This is a genomic window from Micromonospora sp. NBC_01739, assembly GCF_035920385.1.
In the GTDB taxonomy this organism is placed as follows: Bacteria; Actinomycetota; Actinomycetes; order Mycobacteriales; family Micromonosporaceae; genus Micromonospora.
This window is the reverse complement of sequence record NZ_CP109151.1, coordinates 6063012-6078909: the sequence shown is the minus strand read 5'-3', so window position 1 is coordinate 6078909 and position 15898 is coordinate 6063012. Positions and strand designations below refer to the sequence as shown.

General features: G+C 71.2%; 15 protein-coding genes. 7 read left to right on the top strand and 8 right to left on the bottom strand.

Features of this window, described 5'->3' with window-relative positions:
• Positions 1-24 precede the first annotated feature (24 nt).
• Positions 25-810 carry a PhzF family phenazine biosynthesis protein gene (locus OIE53_RS27635; RefSeq protein ID WP_327024357.1) on the top strand — a complete coding sequence of 262 codons (786 nt, stop codon included), beginning with the start codon at positions 25-27 and terminating at the stop codon, positions 808-810.
• 98 nt (positions 811-908) lie between these two features.
• Complete coding sequence (locus OIE53_RS27630; protein ID WP_327024356.1) at positions 909-1583, top strand: 2OG-Fe(II) oxygenase; 675 nt, start codon at positions 909-911, stop codon at positions 1581-1583.
• 47 nt (positions 1584-1630) lie between these two features.
• Here OIE53_RS27630 and OIE53_RS27625 read toward each other — a convergent pair whose 3' ends face one another.
• The 6 genes from OIE53_RS27625 to OIE53_RS27600 all read right to left on the bottom strand — a co-directional run bounded on the left by OIE53_RS27625 (position 1631) and on the right by OIE53_RS27600 (position 8779).
• Positions 1631-2713 carry an arginase family protein gene (locus OIE53_RS27625; protein WP_327024355.1) on the bottom strand — a complete coding sequence of 361 codons (1083 nt, stop codon included), beginning with the start codon at positions 2711-2713 and terminating at the stop codon, positions 1631-1633.
• Positions 2714-3002: 289 nt separating this feature from the next.
• Entirely contained in the window at positions 3003-3926 is a 924-nt protein-coding gene (locus tag OIE53_RS27620; RefSeq protein WP_327024354.1) for a tetratricopeptide repeat protein, read from the bottom strand.
• A gap of 100 nt (positions 3927-4026) precedes the next feature.
• Complete coding sequence (locus OIE53_RS27615; protein ID WP_327024353.1) at positions 4027-5715, bottom strand: acyl-CoA mutase large subunit family protein; 1689 nt, start codon at positions 5713-5715, stop codon at positions 4027-4029.
• A gap of 156 nt (positions 5716-5871) precedes the next feature.
• Positions 5872-6276 carry an Asp23/Gls24 family envelope stress response protein gene (locus OIE53_RS27610; RefSeq protein ID WP_327024352.1) on the bottom strand — a complete coding sequence of 135 codons (405 nt, stop codon included), beginning with the start codon at positions 6274-6276 and terminating at the stop codon, positions 5872-5874.
• Between the two features lie 305 nt (positions 6277-6581).
• Positions 6582-7517, bottom strand: coding sequence for a methylmalonyl Co-A mutase-associated GTPase MeaB (gene meaB, locus OIE53_RS27605; RefSeq protein ID WP_327027453.1), 936 nt, complete (start codon positions 7515-7517; stop codon positions 6582-6584).
• A 65-nt stretch (positions 7518-7582) separates the two neighbouring features.
• A complete protein-coding gene (locus OIE53_RS27600; protein WP_327024351.1) occupies positions 7583-8779 on the bottom strand; it encodes an acetyl-CoA C-acetyltransferase in 1197 nt (398 codons plus the stop codon).
• Positions 8780-8841: 62 nt separating this feature from the next.
• Between OIE53_RS27600 and mce the strand changes: the two genes are divergently transcribed.
• The 3 genes from mce (at position 8842) to OIE53_RS27585 (ending at position 13276) form a co-directional block, all read left to right on the top strand.
• Positions 8842-9324, top strand: a complete 483-nt coding sequence (gene mce, locus OIE53_RS27595) for a methylmalonyl-CoA epimerase (protein WP_327024350.1) — start codon at positions 8842-8844, stop codon at positions 9322-9324.
• A gap of 348 nt (positions 9325-9672) precedes the next feature.
• The gene (locus OIE53_RS27590) at positions 9673-10938 is read left to right on the top strand and encodes a DivIVA domain-containing protein (protein WP_327024349.1); all 1266 of its coding nucleotides are present in this window, start codon (positions 9673-9675) and stop codon (positions 10936-10938) included.
• 175 nt (positions 10939-11113) lie between these two features.
• Positions 11114-13276 (top strand): hypothetical protein, encoded by a 2163-nt coding sequence (locus tag OIE53_RS27585; RefSeq protein WP_327024348.1) that lies wholly within the window; start codon positions 11114-11116, stop codon positions 13274-13276.
• A 75-nt stretch (positions 13277-13351) separates the two neighbouring features.
• Here OIE53_RS27585 and OIE53_RS27580 read toward each other — a convergent pair whose 3' ends face one another.
• Positions 13352-13690, bottom strand: a complete 339-nt coding sequence (locus tag OIE53_RS27580; RefSeq protein ID WP_327024347.1) for a hypothetical protein — start codon at positions 13688-13690, stop codon at positions 13352-13354.
• A gap of 394 nt (positions 13691-14084) precedes the next feature.
• Here OIE53_RS27580 and OIE53_RS27575 point away from each other — a divergent pair, with 394 nt between their 5' ends.
• Both OIE53_RS27575 and OIE53_RS27570 read left to right on the top strand, forming a co-directional pair.
• Positions 14085-14885 (top strand): helix-turn-helix domain-containing protein, encoded by an 801-nt coding sequence (locus tag OIE53_RS27575; protein ID WP_327024346.1) that lies wholly within the window; start codon positions 14085-14087, stop codon positions 14883-14885.
• A complete protein-coding gene (locus OIE53_RS27570) occupies positions 14876-15058 on the top strand; it encodes a DUF397 domain-containing protein (protein ID WP_327024345.1) in 183 nt (60 codons plus the stop codon). Before OIE53_RS27575 ends, OIE53_RS27570 begins: the two co-directional genes overlap by 10 nt.
• A 6-nt stretch (positions 15059-15064) precedes the next feature.
• On the opposite strand, the gene OIE53_RS27565 is transcribed toward OIE53_RS27570, so the two are convergent.
• On the bottom strand, positions 15065-15874 hold the full coding sequence (locus OIE53_RS27565) for an alpha/beta hydrolase (RefSeq protein WP_327024344.1): 810 nt from the start codon (positions 15872-15874) through the stop codon (positions 15065-15067).
• Positions 15875-15898 lie beyond the last annotated feature (24 nt).

The following is a 15898-nucleotide window of genomic DNA, read 5'->3' as shown; positions in this document are numbered from 1 at the left end:
TGCTCCGCGGACGAGGGAGGTTCCATGAATACGAACGGCACCCGACTGTTCGTCGTTGACGCCTTCACGGACGAGCCGTTCCGCGGCAACCCGGCCGGTGTGGTCATCCTCGATGAACAGCGCGATGACGCCTGGATGCAGGCCATCGCCAGCGAGATGCGACATTCGGAGACGGCATTCGCGCTGCCCGGACAGGACGGTTGGTGGCAGTTGCGCTGGTTCACCCCGACGGTCGAGGTGGACCTCTGCGGCCACGCGACCCTCGCCACCGCGCACGTGCTGGGCGGTTCGACCCGCTTCCGTACCCGCAGCGGAGAGCTGACCTGCACGGTGTCGCCGGACGGTTGGATCGAGATGGACTTCCCGGCCGATCCGCCGACACCAGTGTCGGCACCGCCCGAGCTCCGTCGCGCCCTCGCCGACGACGTCACCGTCGTAACCGTGGCCCGCGGGGTGTCCGACCTGCTCGTCGAGGTCGCCAGCCCACACGATGTCCGTGCCGCACGCCCCGACCTTTCGCTACTGGCCTCGATCCCGGTACGCGGCGTCATCCTCACCGCATACGACGATGAGCGTGACCGGATCGTCAGCCGATGCTTCTATCCCGCCGTGGGTGTTCCCGAAGATCCGGTCACCGGTTCTGCCCACTGCACCATCGGCAGTTGGTGGGCCGAGCGACTACACCGCGACGAGTTGGTCGCCGAGCAGCTCTCCACGCGCGGCGGCACCCTGCGGTTGACCCGGCAGGGAGACCGCATCCGCCTCGGCGGGCGCGGGGTCACCGTCTGGCACGGTGAGATCGCGGTCTGAGCATGAAGTATGCCCAGGAGTTGACCTCGACAACGCTGAACCAACTGGCCAATGGTGACCTGGATGCGATTTGGGTTCGGCATTTTTACCCACCGGCGATGTGCCGAGCGGTCCTGCCCGCCGTCGTCCGGGTATGCGAGGCATCCCGTTACACGCTGACCGGGGACTTCCAGAGCATCGGCACCTCGATCGGGGAAGCTGGCGAGTCGACTGCGAACGAAGACCGCTACATGGCGACCGCAGCCGAGACCACCGAGCTCATTCGGCGGGAGGTCTTCGCCGGCCGACTCTCCCCGCTCGACGACCTACGGTTGCGGCTGGACGAGACGTGGCCGGATGGTGCAACGGTGGCCCGCCACGAGGGCCGGATGATGCTGCCCGGAATCATTCGCCGCTGGCCGGCGGGTGGGCACGCCAACCCGCACATAGACCAGCGGGCGATCCCACTGTTGGCCGCCCACCGTCTCCGCCGGCGGATCGGCACCAACATCTACCTGGAGGTGCCGCCACCGGACAATGGCGGCGAGGTGGAATTCTGGACCTTGTGGACTGACGAGGGCAGCTACGACGCCCACCGCCGCAGCGACTACGGCCTCGATCGAGCCGACCTGGGCGAGCCGCACTGGTCCTGCGCTCCGCGCCAGGGTGACCTGCTGATGTTCGACGCCGCCCGGGTGCACGGCGTACGCCGGGTGGACCAGGGTTCGCGGGTCAGCGCCGCATGCTTCGTGGGCGTACCGTCTCCTGGTGAACCCCTCGTGGTCTTCGCCTAGCCGGCGGCTCAACTCACCCACCACCTGAACGGTGGGTGAGCTGTCGCTCAGGCGGTCAAGCCACCCGGGCCGGGCGCGGCATGATCATGCTCGTCTGCGGGGTCCGTGCCGTCCGTATCCGGCAGCACGGCAATGTCCGGCCGGTCCACCGGGAGCCGGGGCGCCGGAGCGGAACGGTCGGGCCGCTCCGCGCGCAGTCGGGGCGGAGCTGAGCCGGGGGCGGTGACCGGGCGCAGGCCGGCTACCAGGGTGTTGACGATCTCGGCGGCGTACGTGCCGTCCGGGTCGTAGTCGGGGTCGAAGACGGTCAGCTCGACGCCGAGGCAGTGCGGGGTGTCGACCAGGCCGGCGAGCAGGATCTCCAGCTCGGCGAAGGCGATGCCGCCCGGATCGGGGGCGTCGACCGCAGGCATCACGGCCGGGTCGAGTACGTCCACGTCGACGTGCACCCAGTAGCCGGCGCAGTCGGCCAACTGCTCGTGCGCCCACTGGGCGGTACGCGCGGCACCCTCGGCGCGCAGTGCCGGCACCGGGCGGGTGATGATCCCGGCGGCTTGCAGATCGAGGCGGTACTCGTCCTGGGCCCGGATGCCGAGCACCACCACGTCGATGTCCCGGAAGTAGGGGCGGCGCCCCTCGATGGCCGCCAGGTCGGCCTGTCCCCGCCCGGTGACCAGGGCGAGATCCTCCCCGGCCGCCGCGCCCACGTACGAGGCGTTGCCAGGGTGCCGGAAGTCGGAGTGACCGTCCACGAAGACCAGGCCGATCCGGCCGCCGATCTCCTCACCCAGGCGGTGCATGGCCAGAGCCGTGCCGAGGATGATCGAGCAGTCGCCGCCCAGGACCAAGGGGAACTCCCCCCGGTCGATGATCGCGCCGACCCGGTCGGCCAGGGCCACCGAGTAGTCGGCGATCTCCCGTGCGTGGCACACCCCGTCCCCCGGTCGCCAGTCACCGGCGTCGTAGCGAGGCGGGGTCAGGCAGCCGGCGTCGCGGGCCCGCAGCCGGGGCAGCAGGCCCTGGTCACGTAGCGCGCCGGGGGCCTTGGCGCAGCCCGGAACGGAGGTGGGGGTGGGTGGGCGCAGGCCAAGGTTGCTCGGCGCGTCGAGGACGGCGATCCGGCGCATCATGGGCCGCTGTCGTTCACGACTGCGGGGCTTGAAAGCTCACTCCTCGCGCTCACAGACCTCGCCCTCCGTTCGCGACTGCGGGGCTCGCAAGCTCACTCCTCGCGCTCACAGACCTCGCCCTCCGTTCGCGACTGCGGGGCTCGCAAGCTCACTCCTCGCGCTCACAGACCTCGCCCTCCGTTCGCGACTGCGGGGCTCGCAAGCTCACTCCTCGCGCTCACCTGGGCTCCCGTCCTGTGGGGGTCGAGGCGGGCCGGCGTAGCGCCGGCCCGCGCTGGCGTGGCTGGGGTCAGAACAGGGCGCTGGCCAGGGCTCGGCGGGCCGAGGCGACCGTCGGGTCCTCCGGGCCGGCGATGGTGAACAGGCCGACGAGGTGCTGGCGTACCTTCTCCCGATCTTCACCGAAGGTGCGCCGGACCAGGCCGACGAGCCGCTGGTAGGCCTGCTCGGCCTGGCCGCTGAGCACCTCGATGTCGGCGGCCAGCAGTTGCGCCTCGACATCGTCCGGCTTGGCCTCCGCTGCGGCCAGCGCGGTCTGGGGGTCGGCACCGGACACCCGGCGGGCGAGGCCGACCTGGGCCAGGCCCGCCTCCGCGGCGGCGTCGTTGGGGGTCTCGGCCAGGATCTTCCGGTACGCCTGCTCGGCGGCGTCCAGGTCACCGTCCATCAGGGCGTCGTCGGCCGCGTCGAGTCGGGGGTCCTCCGGTTCGGCCACGGAGACTCCGCCGGCCTTGAGGATCGCCTGGATCCACTGGCGCAGCTGCGCCTCGGGTACCACCCCGGAGAAGGCGTCGACCGGCTGGCCACCGACCACCGCGTACACCATCGGGATGCCCTGTACCCGGAACATCTGCGCGAGCCGGGGGTTGGCGTCGACGTCCACCTTGGCCAGCACCCAGGCGCCGCCGCCCTCCACGGCCAGCCGTTCCAGCACCGGGGAGAGCTGCTTGCAGGGCTGGCACCACTCGGCCCAGAAGTACACCACCACGGGTGTGCTCAGGGAGCGCTCCAGCACCTCCGACTGGAAGGTCGCCTCGGTCACGTCGATGACGGTGACCCCACCGACAGCGCCACCCGGTAGCCCGGCAGGGATGCCGGCGGGGGGAGCGGCCTGGGTCGGTGCCGGGGCGGGGCTGGGTGCAGGGGTGCGCAGCGCGCTGAGGTCGACCGCGCCGCGGGTAAAGATCGACGAGGTGATCCGTGGGTCGCTCATGGTTATCTAGTCTCGCACGCGCCGCGCCGAACTCAGATCAACCGTGGCCGGAGACAGTTGCCACTGTCACCCCTGCCCAGCCGCCCTTTCGAGGTGGATGTCAGAACCGGGCAGGCTCGCGGTAAACGCCCCATTCCGCGCGCAGGGCGTCACAGATCTCGCCGAGGGTGGCCTCGGCGCGTACGGCGTCGAGCATCGCCGGGATCATGTTCCCCTCGGTACGGCTGACCGCCACCATCTTCTCCACAGCCGCGCGTACCGCCGCCTCGTCCCGGCCGGCCTTGCGCTCGGCCAGCACCCGGCGCTGCTCCACCTCGACCTCGTGCGAGATGCGCAGGATCTCCAGGTCCTTGGCGACCGTGCCGGTGTGGCAGTTGACCCCGACGATCTTCTTGTCGCCCTTCTCCAGCGCCTGCTGGTAGACGAAGGCCGACTCGGCGATGTGCCCGGTGAACCAGCCGTCCTCGATGCCCCGCAGGATGCCGGAGGTCATCGGGCCGATGGCGTGCGGACCCTCACCACCGAGCTGCTTGATCCGGGCGAAGATCTCCTCCGCCTCGGCCTCGATCCGGTCGGTCAGCGCCTCGACGTACCACGATCCGCCCAGGGGGTCGGCCACGTTGGTCACCCCGGTCTCCTCCATCAGCACCTGCTGGGTACGCAGGGCGATCTCGGCGGATTCGTCCGTGGGCAGGGCCAGGGTCTCGTCCAGGGCGTTGGTGTGTAGCGAATTGGTGCCGCCGAGCACCGCCGCCAAGGCCTCCACCGCGGTGCGTACCACATTGTTGACCGGTTGCTGGGCGGTCAGCGACACCCCGGCGGTCTGGGTGTGGAATCGCAGCCAGAGGGCCTTCTCACTGGTCGCGCCGTAGACGTCGCGCAGCCAGCGGGCCCAGATCCGGCGGGCGGCCCGGAATTTGGCGATCTCCTCGAAGAAATCGACATGCGAGTCGAAGAAGAAACTCAGCCCGGGGGCGAAGACATTGACGTCCAGGCCGCGCGAAAGTCCCAGCTCCACGTAGCCGAAGCCGTCGGCGAGGGTGTACGCCAACTCCTGCGCGGCCGTCGAGCCGGCCTCCCGGATGTGGTACCCGGAGACCGACAGCGGCTTGTACCGGGGGATCTCGGCGGCGCAGTACTCCATCAGGTCGCCGATCAGACGCAGGTGCGGCTCGGGGTCGAACAGCCACTCCTTCTGCGCGATGTACTCCTTGAAGATGTCGGTCTGCAACGTACCGTCGAGCTTGGACAGGTCGGCCCCCTGCCGTTCGGCCGCGACCAGGTACATGCAGAACACCGGCACCGCCGGCCCGGAGATGGTCATGCTGGTGGTGACCCCGGCCAGGTCGATGCCGTCGAAGAGCACCTCCATGTCGGCGGCGCTGTCCACCGCCACCCCGCAGTGGCCGACCTCGCCGAGGGCCTGCGGGTCGTCGGAGTCGCGGCCCATCAGGGTGGGCATGTCGAAGGCGACCGACAGTCCGCCGCCACCGGCGCCGAGGATCATCTTGTAGCGCTCGTTGGTCTGCCGGGCGTTGCCGAACCCGGCGAACTGCCGAATGGTCCAGGTCCGCCCCCGGTAGCCGGTCGGATAAAGACCCCGGGTGTACGGGAACTCGCCCGGCCAGCCGATCCGGTCGAACCCGGGGTACGCGGCACCCTCGGGTGGCCCGTAGACCGGCTCGACAGGCATCCCGGAGAGGGTGGTGAAGTCCGCGTCCCGCTTGCGCGCGGCGTCGTAACGGGCCTGCCAGCGGGCCCGTCCGGCAGCGATCTCGTCGGCGTTCATCTCCGGGCTCCTCCTCGAGTCCTTCACGACTGCATGTCGAGTGTAGAGCCCTTCCTGAACGATCGATAAGGAAATCGATACCAGACGGTAACCGCCCCTCCGTCGGCCCTCGGACCGGACCGGCGAGCCCGGGCCGGCCACCGGGGTCCCGCGACCTCAGGCCGCCGGCCCCCCGATGGCCACGTCGTCCACCCGGATGTTGATCTCGTCGACCCGCAGCCCGTACGCCTCGATGGCCTGGGTCACCGCGGCCCGCACCGCGTTGGTCACCTCGGGCACCGGATGCCCGGCGTCCGTCACGATGACCAGGTTGATCACGGCGGCCCCATCGGTGACATGGGCCGAGCAGCCGCGCCGGGCGTCACCGACCTGGTCGAGCCCGACCCGGTCGAGCACCGCGTTGAAGAACCGGGCGACATCCCCGCCCAACTCGACCACCCCGGGCACGGCCTTGGCCGCCGCCACCGCGATCTTCTCCACGACTTCGTCGGAGATCTCCGTACGCCCACCCGCCACCGCGTCCGGAGTAACCGGCAACTCCTGCGTCGACTCGTGCTCCATGCTCGCTCCCCGCGTTCACACCGCCCCGCACCCCGCGGGCCGCTGCGAGCCTAACCGCCGCACCCTCCCCAATAGACACATCACCCACCCACCACCCCCGAGCACCCCCACCCACCACCCTCGTCGATCATGCAGTTTCGGTCGCCTAATTGCCCTATTCGCACCTTATGTCGAGACAAAAAGTGCATGATCGGCGGCGGCGCGGGCGGGCGGCGGCGCGGGCGGGCGGCCACCAGCGGGCGCGCGCGGGGCGGCGCGGGCGGGCCGACAGCGACGTGGCGGGGCGGGCGAGGGGGTGGGAGGGGTTAGTCGGTGAGTTGGGTCAGGAGGGTGTTGGCGGCGGCGTAGGGGTCGGTGGTGCCGGCGGCCACCTCGGCGGCCAGGGTCGGCAGCTGCGTACCGTCGCGCAGGGAGCCGATCCGGGCGCGCAGGGTGCCGAGCGCGATGGCCTCGATCTCGGCGGCGGCCCGCGCCTCCCGGCGGCGACGCAGCTCGTCGTGCTCGACCAGCCAGCCGCGGTGCTTGTCGATCGCCGCGGCGATGTCGTCGATCCCCTCGCCCCGGGCGGCCACCGAGCGCACCACCTGCGGGCGCCACTGGCCCGGTCCCCGCTCGCCCAGGGCGATCATGCCCTGGATGTCCCGGACGGTGTGGTCGGCGCCGTCCCGGTCGGCCTTGTTGACCACGAAGACGTCGGCGATCTCCAGGATTCCGGCTTTGACCGCCTGGATGGCGTCGCCCATCCCGGGGGCGAGCAGCACCAGGGTGGTGTCGGCCAGGGAGGCCACGTCGACCTCCGCCTGCCCGACCCCGACGGTCTCCACCAGGACGACGTCGCAGCCGGCCCCCTCCAGCACCCGTACCGCCTGGGGGGTGGCCGCGGACAGTCCGCCGAGGTGCCCCCGGCTGGACATCGAGCGGATGTAGACCCCGGGGTCGGTGGCGTGGTCCTGCATCCGTACCCGGTCGCCGAGGATAGCCCCGCCGGTGAACGGGCTGGAGGGGTCGATGGCGAGCACCCCGACCCGGTGGCCCCGGGCCCGCAGGGCGCGTACCAACTCGTTGGTGGTGGTCGACTTGCCCACCCCGGGGGAACCGGTGAGGCCGACCACCTGGGCCCGGCCGCCGTACGGTGCCAGCGCCGCCGCGATCGCCGGCAGGGTCTCGTCGCCCGACTCCACCAGGGTGATCAACCGGGCCACCGCGCGGTGGTCACCGGCCCGTGCCCGCTCGACCAGCATCGGTACGTCCCGACTGCGGCGCACCGACCCGGTGGCCACGGTCGGGGCGTGGCCGTGGGACCCGCTCACGGCGTCTCGGAGGGAGCCGGAACGTGGATGATCAGGGCGTCGCCCTGACCGCCACCACCGCAGAGGGCAGCCGCTCCGGTGCCACCGCCGCGCCGCTTGAGTTCCAGGGCCAGGGTGAGTACGAGCCGGGCGCCGGACATGCCGATCGGGTGGCCCAGCGCGATCGCGCCACCGTTGACGTTGACCTTGTCGGGGCTGACCCCCAGGTCACGGATGGACTGGATGCCGACCTGCGCGAAGGCCTCGTTGATCTCGATCAGGTCGAGGTCGGAGACGGTCAGCCCACCCTTGCGCAGGGCGTGCTGGATGGCGTTGGAGGGCTGCGAGTGCAGGGAGTTGTCCGGACCGGCCACGTTGCCGTGCGCGCCGATCTCCGCCAGCCAGGTCAGGCCGAGTTCCTTGGCCTTCGCCTTGCTCATCACGACCACCGCGGCGGCACCGTCGGAGATCGGCGAGGAGCTGCCCGCGGTGATGGTGCCGTCCTTCGCGAACGCCGGGCGCAGCTTCGCCAGGGACTCGGCCGTGGTGTCCGGGCGGATGCCCTCGTCCTCGCTGATCACCAGCGGGTCACCCTTGCGCTGCGGGATGACCACCGGAGTGATCTCGTCGGCGAAGTGACCGTTCTTCTGGGCGGCGGCGGCGCGCTGGTGGCTGGCCGCGGCGAACTCGTCCTGCTCCTGCCGGGTGATGCCGCGGGTGCTGCCGTGCCGCTCGGTGGCCTCACCCATCGCGCAGCAGTCCCAGGCGTCGGTCAGCCCGTCGAGGGCCATGTGGTCCTTGAGGGTCACGTCGCCGTACTTGTGGCCGCCCCGCTGACCGAGCAGCAGGTGCGGGGCGTTGGTCATCGACTCCATGCCGCCGGCCACCACGATGTCGAACTCGCCGGCCCGGATCAGCTGGTCGGCCAGGGCGATCGCGTCCAGGCCGGAGAGGCAGACCTTGTTGATGTTCAGCGCCGGTACGGACATCGGGATGCCCGCCTCCACGGCGGCCTGGCGGGCCGGAATCTGCCCGGCACCGGCCTGGAGCACCTGGCCCATGATCACGTACTGCACCTGGTCGGGGGCGACTCCGGCCCGCTCCAGGGCGGCCGCGATCGCGATGCCGCCGAGCTTGGTTGCCGGTAGGTCCTTGAGGTTGCCCAGCAGCCGCCCCATCGGGGTGCGTGCGCCGCTGACGATCACCGAAGCCATACCTGCCTCCGAGGGGGGTGCCGACCTGTACGCCTTAACGACTGTTCGGTCAGACTAGCGTCATGCCTGAGAACAGCCCCGTCGAGCCCGCTGCCGACTATGTCACAGACATCGGTCTGCGCCGCATCGATCATGTCGGGATCGCGGTCGCCGACCTCGACGCCGCGATCGACTTCTACACCCGGACCTTCGGTATGCGATGCGTGCACACCGAGACGAACACCGAACAAGGGGTACGGGAGGCGATGCTGGCGGTCGGGCCGACCCCGGAGGGCGGCTGCCTGCAACTGCTGGCCCCGCTGACCCCGGACTCGACCATCGCCAAGTTCCTCGACCGCAACGGTCCGGGGGTGCAGCAGGTGGCATACACCGTGGCGGATGTCGAGGCGGCCTGCGCGGCGCTTCGGGAGCGCGGCCTGCGGCTGCTCTACGACACCCCCCGACGGGGTACGGCGGGTTCGCGGATCAACTTCGTGCACCCCAAGGACGCCGGTGGGGTCCTGGTCGAACTGGTCGAGCCCGCCCCGCACCCCACCCACGGGTGACCCCGGGAGCCGAATTCATCGACCGGCGTGACACCACCAACGGGTGTGGCCGTCGTCGGCCCGAGGACGGGTCCGGCGACGGCCTTTCGGTGAACGCGCAATGGTTTTCCGCCTCCCGGCCCCACATCCATTCGCGGGAACCCCGGGAGGCGGAAAGAAAAGCGGTGCACGGATAGCTGCGATGGCTTTTTCTGCGTCACGCTGCGTACCGAAGGGCTCCTCCCCGAGCTGGCAAGATCGCCTGTCGGGCCGTGGTTCCGGTCACCCTACGAGTTGACCATGTAAAGAGGACGGCAAAGGGCGGGCCGCTCTTGCGAAGCACCCCGGGGGGTCTGCCAGTATGTCCCAATGCCCCAGCAGCAATCCTCCCCTCTCGCGTTCTTCGATAACGCGAACTCGCAGCCAGATTTCACGGTTGGCCTGCGCGGATACAACACCGGCCAGGTCGACGACTTCATCGGCCGGCTGAACGCCGCACTGAGCCAGGCCAACAAGGACCGCGCCGACGCCGAGCAGGCGCTCAACGACGCCCAGCGCCGGCTGCGCCAGTCCGAGCAGCGGCTCACCGCCCTGGAGCAGAAGCTCACCGACACCAGCAAGCAGCTCGAGGAGAACAGCCGCCCCACGCTGTCCGGCCTCGGCACCCGGGTCGAGCAGATCCTCCGGCTGGCCGAGGAGCAGGCCAACGATCACCGCAACGAGGCCAAGCGCGAGTCGGAGGGCATCCTCTCCGCCGCCCGCCTGGAGGCGCGGGAGATCACCGACAAGGCGCGGGCCGAGGCGGCCGCGATGAAGGCCACCGCCGAGCGGGAGGCCGGTAACCTGCGTACCGCCGCCGAGCGGGAGGCGGCCGAGGTCCGGGTGCAGGCCCGCCGCGAGGCCGACACCCTGCGGGCCGACGCGGAGCGCGAGACCAAGCAGCTGCGTACGGTCACCGCGCACGAGGTGGCCGAGCTGAAGTCGACCGTCGAGCGGGAGGTCGCCACCCTGCGCGCCACCGCCGAGCGCGAGATCACCCAGCAGCGGGCCAAGGCCGCCCGCGAGGCCGAGGAGAAGCGCGCCGAGGCGACCAAGCTGCTCACCGACGCCCGCGACAAGCGCGACAAGGACCTCCAGGCCCTGGAGCTGCAACTCGCCGAGCGGCGGGAGAAGGCCGAGCGCGAGGAGTCCGAGCGGCACGCCGCCCAGGTCGCGCAGACCCAGAAGCTGGTCGGTGAGGCCGAGCAGCGGGCCCACGCCGCCCAGGAGCGCGCCAAGGAGATCGAGCAGCGCGCCGAGTCCCGGCGGGTCGAGTCGGAGCGCAACGCCACCGAGACGATCGAGAAGGCCAAGGCCCTGGCCGAGCGGACCCTCAGCGAGGCCCGCGCCGAGTCCCAGCGTCTGCTCAGCGAGGCCCGCACCGAGGCCGAGCTGACCACCCAGGCGGCCCGCCGCGAGGTCGAGGACCTCACCCGGCAGAAGGACGCCGTCACCTCGCAGCTCGGGCAGATGCTCTCCGGCCTGGCCGGCATCGTTCCGGGGGTCCCCAGCAACAACACCCCGGCGGCCGAGAAGCCGGCCGCCAAGCCGGCGGCCGACGCCGAGAAGAAGGTGACCGCGGAAACCTCCAGCTGACGACGACCACCGGGGCATGAACCACGACGCGGGGTGACACCGGGTTACCGGCGACACCCCGCGTCGCCCTGCCTTCGCAGGCCCTGGGCACCGCTCACCTGGGCGGGTGAAGTTAGCTCCCAACAGGGGCGTCCGTATCGCCCCAGGAGGGCCCGATGCGTGTGAGGATGGGTGCATGTCGCACGGCGAGGAACTGTTCGCTCTCGGCGGGGATGTGACCACGGAGCCCAGCTTCGAGTCCGCCCTGCGGGGGTACGACAAACGACAGGTCGAGAAGTACGTCGCTCGGGCGGAGCATGAGATCGCGGCCCTGGAGGCCGAACGGGAGCAGGCCTTCTCCCAGATCCACAAGCTGGCCGGTCAGGTCGAGGTGCTCCAGCGGGATCTGGCTGCGGTACGCAAGCAGTCCGCCGTGGTGGACCGGGCCGCCTTCCGGCATCTCGGCCCGCGGGTCGAGCAGATTCTCGCGCTCGCCGAGGAGCAGGCCGAGGACATCCTCGCGGCCGCGAACGAGGAGATCCAAGCGCGCCGGGCCGCCGCCGAACACATCATCGACGAGGCTAGGGCCGAGGCCGCCGAGGCCCTCAAGGACTTCGAGATCGCGCTGGCCGCCCGCCGCGCCGAGGAGGAGCGGCAGGCCGCAGCCCGCCGGGCGGAGTCCGAGGCCGCCAGCAAGGCGGCCAAGGAGGAGGCCGCCCGGCTGCGCAAGGGTGCCCAGGAGGCGCTGGCCAAGGCCGAGCAGGAGGCCACCCAGCTCCGGGACGCCGCCAAGGAGATCCATCAGCGGGCCCAGCAGGAGGCGACGAAGCTGCGCGAGTCGGCCCGTGAGGTGCTGGCCACCGCCCAGCAGGAGGCCACCCAGCTGCGTGAGGCGGCCAAGGAGGTGCATGCCAAGGCCCAGCAGGAGGCCAGGCGCCTGGTCGACCAGGCCACCGAGACCGGCCGGGCCACCCACGCCAAGGCCAGCCAGGAGGCCAAGCAGATCATCGACGACGCCGCCGAGGCCGGCCGGGCCGCCCGCAACAAGGCCCGCCAGGAGGCCGAGCGGCTGACCACCCAGGCGACCGAGGCGGCCAAGCGCACCCGGGCCGAGACCGAGGCGTACGCCCAGCGGATGCGCGACGAGACCGAGGCCCACGTCCAGCACACCCGGGCCCAGGCCCAGCAGGAACTGGGGGCCTGGCGGGCCGGGGTGGAGAAGGAGGTCAACGGCCGACGGGAGGCCGCAGACCGGGAACTGGCCCAGCGCAAGGCCGCTGCCGAACGCGAGTACACCGGCCGCCGCGAGGAGTTGGAGCAGCAGCACCAGGCCCGTACGGCCGAGTTGGAGCAGCGCTTCAGCACCCGTACCACCGCCCTCGAGGAGCAGATCCGCACCCGCACCGCCGAGCTGGAGTCCGGGTTCGAGAGCCGCCGTGCGGCGCTGGAGGCGGAGTACACCGCGCGCAAGAACGAGATCGAGCAGGGCGCGGACGAGATCCGTCAGGCCGCCGAGCGGGACGCCGCCGAGCTGCGCGCCCAGGCCGAGGAGTTCGCCACCAACGCCCGACGCGAGGCCGACGAGTACGTCGCCTCCTCCCGTCGGCAGTTCGAGGAGTACGCGGCCACCACCCAGCAGCACCTGGCCACCACTCAGCAGCACCTGGCCGCGACCCAGCAGGAGGCGGCGTCCGGCCGACAGCAACTGGCCCAGGTGATGTTGGAGATCGCCCAGGCCCAGCAGCAGTTGGCCGACCTGCGTCAGGAGACCTGGAAGTCCCGGCAGGAGTCCGACGAGTTGCAGCGCAAGGTGCGGGAACTGCGGCTGGCGGCGGCCACGGTCTCCGACGGCCCCACCTCACCGGCCCCCGCCGGGGTCTCCTCGGCGATTGCCGCCCCCTCCCCCGCCACGGTCGCCCGTACGGTGGAGGGCCCTTCGGTCAACGGCGGCCCACCCGCCGGTGCCAACCCGACGGTCGATCCCGCCGAGGCCCCGGTGAACGGCCATCGGCCGGTCCTGGAGACCGCCGGTGTCGCCGCCGAGGGCGGTGATCCGTCCGCCGACGGCCAGGTCACGAAGCCCAGCGCCGACGGCCCGGCGACGAAGCCGGCCGCCGAGCCGGTGACCACCGTGGAGGATGAGCCTGCGGCGAAGTCGGCGGTCGAACCGGCCACGGTCGACGGCGGCACGGCGAGTGCGGGGGTGGACGGCGAACCCACGGTGGCCGCGATGCCCGGCACGGGCGGCCGGGGCGCCACCCCCACGAAGATCACCAGCACCGGTGAGAACGGCAAGCGCCCGACCAAACCGACCAAGGACGAGCGCAGCGCCAAACCCAGCAAGATCATCTCAGACTGACCCCGCACTCCGCCAGGCCGGGACGACCATTCGGTGGTGGTCCCCGGCTCTGCGTTCACCGCGCAGGGGTCCGGCTCAGCGGTCAGGAGGCGGCTCCGGGGAGGGGCGGCGTCCTCCCCAGGCTACGAAGCGATCGAACAGCGCTCTGGGCTGCGGGCCGTCATACGGGTTGAGCCGGTAGAGGTCGCGCATCGCCTCGTACATCAGGCCGGCGAGGTAGATCGACAGGCCGATCGGATTCCCCTCGTACTCCGCCCGCAGCAGGAGCCGGGCCTGGGCGCAGGGCCAGGGCTGACCGTCCGCCCGACAGCACCACATCGGTCGCAGCGGGGTGTGCGGGGTGTCGGCGCCGGTCGCGCGGGGCCGATCAGGGTGGGGGCCACGGCCCGGGGTCGGCAGCCGGGTCCTGAGCACACCCCCTCCCCCACCACCCGCCGCCCCGACGGTCGGCGCAGCGGATGCGTCGTCGGACCCTGGACGAACACGCACCTCGACCTCCGAGAAGCAGGCTTCTGGGTACGTCTGTTGCTGCTCCAGCGACAACGGACGTACCCGAAGTGGGTTTGATCGGGCCGCCCACCCCGGGGGATGGGGTGGGCGACCCCGGGGCGCCCACCGGGGGTGTGGGGGCGACCCGGCCTGAACCCGTCCACGCCCTGATGGCAGCCAACGGGTCCGGCACTGCTGACAGTCTGGTGATCGAAGCACTACTGTCGGAAGTCATCGCAGGTGGTGGTGATCTGGCTGCGGAACCAACGGCCCGCCGACCCCTGGTGAGTGATTCTCGGTACCCGATTGTGGAGGCACTGTGGAGGAATCGAGCGCCGACCTGATCCGATCCCAGTTACGTCGGCTGCGCACCGCCGCCGGGCTGAGCCAGGAGGAATTCGGCAAACTGGTGCACTACTCGCCGTCGATGGTCTCCGCCGTCGAGACCGGCAGCCGACCGTACGACCGGCAGTTGCTGGCCCGCGCCGACGAGGTGCTGCATTCCGGCGGGCTGTTGGTGGCGTTGTTGCGGATCGCCGAGCGGGAGGGCCAGCCATCCTGGTTCCTGCCCTGGCTGGACGCCGAACGCCTGGCCAGCCAGCTGCGGATCTTCCAGCCCACCCTGATCCCGGCGCTGCTACAGACCGAGGGGTACGCCCGCGCGGTGATCCGCTGCGACGACCTGCTCAGCGACGAGGAGGTGGAGAAGCGGGTGGCGGCCCGGCTGGACCGGCAGAGCATCCTCACCCGACCGGATCCACCGCAGCTCATCGCGGTCATCGACGAGGCCATCCTGCACCGCCGGGAGGAACGCTTCCACACGTTGATGATCCATCAGGTCGAGTCGCTGGCCGCCTGCGCGGAACGGCCGAACATCAGCATCCATGTCGTCCCCCTCAGCGTCGGGCTGCACGTCGGATTGTCCGGGCCGTTCTCGCTGGCCCGGGGCGCCGAAGGGGGCTGGGTGGCGAGCCAGGAGGCCCAGCTGACCGCCCGACCCACCGACCGGGAGTCCGATGTGGCTACCCTGTTGGCACGGTGGGAGACGGTGCGTAACGAGGCCCTGTCCCGCCAGCAGTCGATCGAACTCCTCAAGGAAGTGGCGAAGTCATGGACCTGACCGGCGCGACCTGGCACACCGCCACCCGCAGTGGAAACACGGACTGTGTCGAGGTGGCCGACAACCTGCCCGAGGTGGTGGCCGTCCGCGACAGCAAGGACCGCCAGGGACCGATACTCGCCTTCACCCCACCGACCTGGCAGACCTTCATCAGCCACCTCAAGCGGCGGTAGTCAGCCTCAGTCGGCCTGGCGTTGCTGGGGGCCGGGCACCGGGGTGTCGGAGAAGGCGGCCACCGTGCGGTCGGCGTACGCGCTGGCGTCGCCGGTCTCCATCGGGCCGTCCCAGGTGGTCGGCAGCGGCACGGACACGGCCGGGTTGACCCGCCGGACCACCTCGTCGAGCACGGTCTCGGCGTCGCCGACCCACAGGTGCTTGGCCCCGGGCACCCCGACCACCTCGGCCTGTGGCACCGCGGCGAACCGCTCCCGGGCCTGCTCGGGGCGGAGGTAGTCGTCGAACTCCGGCACCAGGGCGGTCAGCGGCTTGCCGGACTCGGCCCACTGGGCCAGGTCGGTCGGCTCGGAGAAGCGCAACGGCGGCGAGAGCAGGATCGCGCCGGTCACCGCCGGGTCGCAGCCGTACCTGAGGGCCAGGTCGGTGCCGAAGGACCAGCCGAGCAGCCAGATGTTCGGCAGTTCGTGGAATTCGGCGTACTCGATGGCGGCGGCCACGTCGAAGCGCTCGCCGACGGCCGAGTCGAAGGTGCCCTCGCTGGTACCGCGCACGCTGCTGGTGCCCCGGGTGTTGAACCGGAGCACGGCCACCTCGGCCAGGGCGGGCAGCCGCCAGGCCGCCTTGCGGAACACGTGGCTGTCCATCATCCCGCCGTGGGTGGGCAGGGGGTGCAGGCAGACCAGGGTGGCCACCGGGGGCCGGTCGACCGGAAGCGCCAACTCACCGACCAGGCAGAGCCCGTCCGCGGTGTGCAACTCGATGTCTTCCCGTCGCCCCGGCAGGATCGACGACGCCCGGATCGATGCGCTCACCCCGCCATCCTCCCGCGTAGCGCT

Excerpts from the sequence above, each read along its gene's own strand:
- OIE53_RS27635 (WP_327024357.1), top strand. The coding sequence starts at position 25 with ATGAATACGAACGGCACCCGACTGTTCGTCGTTGACGCCTTCACGGAC.
- OIE53_RS27630 (WP_327024356.1), top strand. The coding sequence starts at position 909 with ATGTGCCGAGCGGTCCTGCCCGCCGTCGTCCGGGTATGCGAGGCATCC.
- OIE53_RS27625 (WP_327024355.1), bottom strand. The coding sequence starts at position 2,713 with ATGATGCGCCGGATCGCCGTCCTCGACGCGCCGAGCAACCTTGGCCTG.
- OIE53_RS27620 (WP_327024354.1), bottom strand. The coding sequence starts at position 3,926 with ATGAGCGACCCACGGATCACCTCGTCGATCTTTACCCGCGGCGCGGTC.
- OIE53_RS27615 (WP_327024353.1), bottom strand. The coding sequence starts at position 5,715 with ATGAACGCCGACGAGATCGCTGCCGGACGGGCCCGCTGGCAGGCCCGT.
- OIE53_RS27610 (WP_327024352.1), bottom strand. The coding sequence starts at position 6,276 with ATGGAGCACGAGTCGACGCAGGAGTTGCCGGTTACTCCGGACGCGGTG.
- meaB (WP_327027453.1), bottom strand. The coding sequence starts at position 7,517 with ATGCTGGTCGAGCGGGCACGGGCCGGTGACCACCGCGCGGTGGCCCGG.
- OIE53_RS27600 (WP_327024351.1), bottom strand. The coding sequence starts at position 8,779 with ATGGCTTCGGTGATCGTCAGCGGCGCACGCACCCCGATGGGGCGGCTG.
- mce (WP_327024350.1), top strand. The coding sequence starts at position 8,842 with ATGCCTGAGAACAGCCCCGTCGAGCCCGCTGCCGACTATGTCACAGAC.
- OIE53_RS27590 (WP_327024349.1), top strand. The coding sequence starts at position 9,673 with ATGCCCCAGCAGCAATCCTCCCCTCTCGCGTTCTTCGATAACGCGAAC.
- OIE53_RS27585 (WP_327024348.1), top strand. The coding sequence starts at position 11,114 with ATGTCGCACGGCGAGGAACTGTTCGCTCTCGGCGGGGATGTGACCACG.
- OIE53_RS27570 (WP_327024345.1), top strand. The coding sequence starts at position 14,876 with ATGGACCTGACCGGCGCGACCTGGCACACCGCCACCCGCAGTGGAAAC.